Annotated in this window: 7 protein-coding genes; 3 read left to right on the top strand and 4 right to left on the bottom strand. The window is 63.0% G+C overall.

Annotation, left to right across the window (positions count from 1 at the left end):
- The first annotated feature begins 70 nt into the window (after positions 1-70).
- Positions 71-613 (top strand): redoxin family protein, encoded by a 543-nt coding sequence (locus KAZ48_07260; GenBank protein MBP7972582.1) that lies wholly within the window; start codon positions 71-73, stop codon positions 611-613.
- 37 nt (positions 614-650) lie between these two features.
- Here KAZ48_07260 and KAZ48_07255 read toward each other — a convergent pair whose 3' ends face one another.
- The 4 genes from KAZ48_07255 to KAZ48_07240 form a co-directional block, all read right to left on the bottom strand.
- Positions 651-1,124, bottom strand: a complete 474-nt coding sequence (locus tag KAZ48_07255) for a DUF2752 domain-containing protein (protein ID MBP7972581.1) — start codon at positions 1,122-1,124, stop codon at positions 651-653.
- A 73-nt stretch (positions 1,125-1,197) separates the two neighbouring features.
- Positions 1,198-2,301: a HAMP domain-containing histidine kinase gene (locus tag KAZ48_07250; protein ID MBP7972580.1), complete on the bottom strand. Its 1,104-nt coding sequence runs from the start codon at positions 2,299-2,301 to the stop codon at positions 1,198-1,200.
- Complete coding sequence (locus tag KAZ48_07245; protein ID MBP7972579.1) at positions 2,298-3,053, bottom strand: response regulator transcription factor; 756 nt, start codon at positions 3,051-3,053, stop codon at positions 2,298-2,300. The genes KAZ48_07250 and KAZ48_07245 overlap by 4 nt, the downstream gene beginning before the upstream one ends.
- Positions 3,054-3,112: 59 nt before the next feature.
- Positions 3,113-3,448 carry an SHOCT domain-containing protein gene (locus tag KAZ48_07240; protein ID MBP7972578.1) on the bottom strand — a complete coding sequence of 112 codons (336 nt, stop codon included), beginning with the start codon at positions 3,446-3,448 and terminating at the stop codon, positions 3,113-3,115.
- 114 nt (positions 3,449-3,562) lie between these two features.
- Here KAZ48_07240 and KAZ48_07235 point away from each other — a divergent pair, with 114 nt between their 5' ends.
- Both KAZ48_07235 and KAZ48_07230 read left to right on the top strand, forming a co-directional pair.
- On the top strand, positions 3,563-5,083 hold the full coding sequence (locus KAZ48_07235; GenBank protein MBP7972577.1) for a multicopper oxidase family protein: 1,521 nt from the start codon (positions 3,563-3,565) through the stop codon (positions 5,081-5,083).
- Between the two features lie 51 nt (positions 5,084-5,134).
- Positions 5,135-5,573, top strand: a 439-nt coding sequence (locus tag KAZ48_07230) for a DUF305 domain-containing protein (protein ID MBP7972576.1), incomplete at its 3' end; no start/stop codon positions are given.

Below are 5,573 nucleotides of genomic sequence, written 5' to 3'. Positions count from 1 at the left end.
CCAAACCCCACGACCGAGCCGATCCAGACCCTTCGTCGTTGAGTCGGCGTCCAACAGATAGGAATAGTGCATGAGCACCCAACACCTCGTTGCCCAGCGCAGTGGACGCCGCACCGTCAGGACGGTCGCTGGGTTCGCGGTCGCTGCGGTGGTGACTGTCGTGCTAGCGGCCTGTGGCTCAAGTTCTGCCGAGAGCTCGCAATACGGAAATCCGATGACGCCGATCTCAGCCGAGACGATCGCGGGCAAGCCGACCACGATCCCTGCACCTGGCGAAGCAACCGTGCTGATCTTCTACTCGGTTGGCTGTGGCACCTGCGTCGGCATCACCCAGCACATCGCCACCCTCGCGCCGCAATATCCCAACGCCCAGTACGTCGCGGTGAACATCGATCCGAGCGAGAACGTGCGCACCAGCAAGGGATTTCTGGAGTACATCAAGAGCCCGGCCATGGTTGGTGTGAACGACACCAACGGTGAGATCTCCAAGGCTTACGGGGTGAACGCAGTCAGCACCATCGTGGTCCTGAACAGTGATGGCCAGGTTGTGCTGCAGGCGGTCACGCCACCCAAGGACGACATCACCGCGGCGATGAAGACCGCGACTGCCTAGCGGCGCCTGTGATCCACGATCGGCAGATCAGATCACATCAGATCGAACCGGTCATGATCAGGTGCGCATTGAGTTGTTGATTGCCCCACCACAGCAGGACGAGTGCGGCAATCACCACCCAACCCAGTCTGGTCGGTTTCATGGTGATGTTGACCCATCGGTGAGTGAGATAGCCGACGACGGAACGCGCAACGGCACCGATAGCGGCCAAAGCAAGCACGAATGCGGCGGGATTGAAGTGCCACGCGGTCACCAACTCGCCTCGAGCCAATGCGGTGCTGGCGCGGGTGAGGCCGCACGTCGGAGTGACGACGCCGAATTCCCAGGTTGGCATAGGGAGTTGATAGCTCGGCAATCCGAAAACCGCGAACCCGGCGGCGAGCACCACGCCGATCGCGACGAACCAAATCAGCTTAGGCATCCCATCGAAAGGCTCGCGGGCGATCCGCAACCCCAGTCGTCCGAGCACTCCGCTGCGGGCGGTCTCGCGCTGCTCCAGTTGCATCGTCACCTTGGCAACCTACCTCTGTTTGCGCCGTCGAGCACGGTTTCACGAAGCGTCCGGAGACCGTGGAGATCCTTCGCTAGCACCGGGGTAGCTGCATTCGGATCGTCGTGCCGGTATCGGTTCCGGCGCTTGTGGCGATCAGGGTTCCGTGGTGATCGATGACGATGGCCCGCGCAATCGTGAGGCCGAGTCCGCTACCACCGCCGTCACGGTCGAAGGCACGCGACTCGTCGACGCGGTGGAATCGTTCGAAGATGCTGTCCAGGTGCTCCGCAGGAATGCCGTCACCGTCGTCGATGACGCGTATCTCCACCGCGGTCGGCGTCGTTGTGCAATGCACGCGAACTGATCCACCCGAAGGGGTGTGCCGCAATGCGTTGTCCAGCAGGTTCGCCAGCACCTGTTGTAGCCGGTCACCGTCGGCGGCGACCAGAACGCCCTCGCCGACGATGCCGGAGTTGACGAGGTTCACGGACTTCGCGGCAAACCGCGGCTCACCGCCAGCGACTGCCTTGGACACAATCGGCTGGATTGGTTGGGCGGTGAGCTGCACATGCAAGGCTCCCTCCTGAGCCGCGGCAGCCTCGCGCAGATCATTGCTGAGCCTGCGCAGCCGGGTTACCTGCTCTCGCATGGTGGCGAACGATTCCGGTGAAGCTGGCACCACCTTGTCCTCCACACCGTCGATATACGCCTCCAGCGTCGCCAGCGGAGTGCGCAGCTCGTGTGCGAGGTCAGCCAACATCCGGGCACGGGTGGCGTCGGTGGACGCGAGCTGATCGGCCATTTCCCCGAACGCAAGCGACAATGCGCTGAGTTCCTGACCGAATGCAGGCCTGGGCACGGCGACCTGATAGTTGCCAGCGGCGACCGATTCGGAAGCCGCAGCGAGTTCAGAAATTGGTCGCGCAACCCTGCGGGCGAGGAACCAGGAGAGGAAGCCAGCAGCGATTCCTGCCGCGATTGTCGCGACCAACATGGAGAGGGCGAACGAGGATTCGAACGCGTTGCGCACGTGCAGTTGCACGCCGGGGGTGTCCTCCCCGCTCCGGGCAAGGTGATCGGCGAAGACGCGGGGAGCAACAATGGCCGCGGTCAATAGCAACGTGGCTGCTCCCACGAAGACCACGATGAGTTGGCCGGCGAACAGCCGAGTCGTCAGGCCGAGTTGGTGCTTCACTTGTCGGCCACCATTCCGTAGCCGACTCCGCGGACCGTGCGAATGACGGCGGGTTCAGCGGCGTCGTCACCGAGTTTGCGACGCAGGTGACCAATGTGGACGTCGACGATGTGTTCGTCGCCGTACCAATCCGAACCCCAGACGGAATCGATGAGTTGGCGACGGGTGAATGCCATCCGTGGCCGAGCAGCCATGGTTGCAAGGATGTCGAATTCCGTTCGGGTCACCTCAAGTTCGCGGGTGCCCATCCACGCTTTGCGCGCTAGTCGATCGATGGAAAGATCGTTGAGCCGCAGCAGCTCGCTGGCTGGGTCGATCGCGGCTTCGACGTCTGATCCTGACCCCGCATCCAGTCCTACCGTCGTTCGGGGCCGTCGCAGCATCGCGCGAACCCGGGCCACAAGTTCGCGCGGCGAGAACGGCTTGACCACGTAGTCGTCGGCGCCCATGGACAGTCCTACGACCTTGTCGATCTCTTCGTCGCGCGCAGTCAACATGATCACGTAGCAGTCGGTGAAGGTGCGCAGTTGGCGGCACACTTCGATCCCGTCGAATCCGGGCAACATCACGTCCAACACCACGAGGTCCGGCGATAACTCCCGGACCGCCTGGATCGCGTCAGGGCCAGTGTGGGCGGTGCTGACGCGCAATCCCTCGCGCTCAAGATACGAGGCAATCACTCCTGCCAGCGCGACCTCATCGTCTACTACCAAGACGCACGGCTGCTCGGACACCACTGCCCCTTCATCAATACGCGCGACGGCCCACGTCCACCTGCCACCTCGGTGGACCCGCCACCTCGGTGGACCCGCTACTTGCGCGGAACGTACGGAGCCGCTTGGGAACCGTTGGCCAGCGTACGCCGAAGCTGCTGGTACTGCTCCTGGTCGATCTCTCCACTAGCGAGCCGCCGGTCGAGGATCTGTCGGGCGCTTTCGGTAGCGGCGGGTGTCCGTTTGTCGGATCGCGTCAAGGTGACCAACGCCCAAGCCCCGAACCCGAGGCTGATCAGCAAGACGACCAGCATCATCCCGATCATCCAGCCGTTCCCCCAAGAACCGCCTACGTCATTCCAGTCCATCATGGTGTCCTCCTTAGCCACGATCCACATTGCTACGGCCTCCTGAAGCTCTGCTGTGAACCACATGAAGGTTTGATGAAGCCGGTGGCAGGGCTGGTCCGTGCCACATGTATGCCGATCTTCACCAAACCTCCATGAAACCTCCGTAGGTTCCACGGGTTGTCGAGCAAGGCTGTGGCCATGCCTCCTGTGCGCGAGTTGACTCGGCGCGAAATCCTCGGCGGGTTCGTGGGATTGGGCGTCGTTGCCGGACTGGCTGCCTGCGGGCAACGCTCAACCGGGACCGTCTCTCCTGCAGCGATTGCGTCGGCCGAGGCCGCTCGACCCACATCGGGGGCAACGAGAACCCTCAAGCTGCGCGCCCAACCCGTCGAGCACGATCTGGGCGGTCGGATCGTCAGCACCTGGGGTTACGGCGGGTCCGTGCCGGGTCCGGTGCTGCGGGCGAACGTTGGCGACCGCGTCAAGATCGCGTTCACCAATGACCTGCCGGAGGACACGAGCGTGCATTGGCATGGCCTGGCGATTCGCAATGACATGGACGGAATGCCGGGCGTCACGATGCCGCCGATACCGCAGGGTCGCGGCTTTGATTACGAGTTTGTGCTCCCCGATTCCGGAACCCACTGGCTACATCCGCACACCGGCCTGCAACTCGACCGCGGTCTGTACGCGCCGTTTATCGTCGACGATCCGAATGAGTCGGGTCGCTACGACCGCGAGTGGATCGTCGTGCTCGACGACTGGACAGACGGCGTGGGGAAGACTCCCGATGCACTCATGGCCGACTTGAAGGCCGGTGGCGGTTCCATGGGCGGCGGCATGGGCGGCAATTCGCGCATGGGTGGCGGCATGGGGATGTCGGCTGGGGACTCCGGCGGTGGTGGTGGCATGGGGATGGGTGCCACGGACGCTGGTGACGTCGACTATCCGATGTACCTCATCAACGGCCGCGCCGAGACCGATCCGGACGTGCTTCGAGCCAAGCCGGGCCAGCGAGTACGCGTGCGCATCATCAACGCCGCTGCTGACACGATCTTCAACGTCGCACTCGCCGGGCACAAACTGGACGTGATCGCCAGCGACGGCTACCCGGTACAACCGGTGTCAGCCGACTCGCTGCAGATTTCGATGGGTGAGCGATATGACGCGATCGTCGAACTGAAGGACGGCGTCTTCGTCTTGGTCGCCGAACCACTTGGCAAGTCGGGTCAGGCGCGAGCCCTTGTGCGGACAGGTTCGGGATCAGTTCCCGCTCCATCCGTTCGCCCGAGCGAGTTGCAGCAGGAGCCGCTCACCGTACGCGGACTGGCAGTCGCCGACGGGTCGGAACTGGCCGCAGGTTCCGTCGACACTGAACAGGGTGTGCGACTCGCAGGCAGCATGTCCGACTACAGGTGGACGATCAACGGCCGGACGTATGACCAGACCGAGCCGCTGACGATCCAGCAGGGACAGCTCGGTCGATTCCACCTCACCAACCACTCGATGATGCCGCACCCGATGCACGTCCATGGGCACACATTTCAGGTGGGTGATGCAGGTGGTCGGGGCCCGCGCAAGGACACCGTCCTGGTGCCAGCGATGGGCTCAGTCGCGATTGATCTTCGGGCCGACAACCCTGGCAAGTGGATGGTCCATTGCCACAACCTCTACCACGCGGAGGCCGGAATGATGACGCGTCTGGATTACACCGCTTGAGCGTGAAATGCCGTAACCCAGAGGAACTGACCCACTTCAGAAAGAGGAAACATGCGTTATCGAGTTGCCATAGCCACCGCGGCAGCAGTCGTTGCCATCACCGCATTTACGACGGGTTGCAGCAGCAATACCGCAGATGCACCAACGCCACCGCAATCCGCGTCGTCCCGAAGCCTGACCGGCAACGCGGCGGAGATTGCTTTTGCTCAGTTGATGATTCCGCACCATCAGCAGGCGGTTGAGATGGCAGACCTGGCCCTGCAACGCAGTGATTCTGCGCAAATCAAGAGCCTGGCTACTCAAATCAAGAGCGCCCAGGGGCCGGAGATCACCCAGATGCAGGGATGGCTCACCGAATGGGGAGCTCCGACGGGTATGCCGACCACAGCCGACTCCGGCGATATGGCTGGCATGGACATGGGCGGGATGAGCTCGGACGGAATGATGACCAGCGAGCAGATGTCGTCCTTGGGATCAACTCGCGGCGCCG

The organism is Candidatus Nanopelagicales bacterium (genome assembly GCA_018003655.1).
Lineage (GTDB): Bacteria > Actinomycetota > Actinomycetes > S36-B12 > UBA10799 > JAGNDY01.
This window is presented reverse-complemented; position numbering and strand designations above follow the sequence as displayed.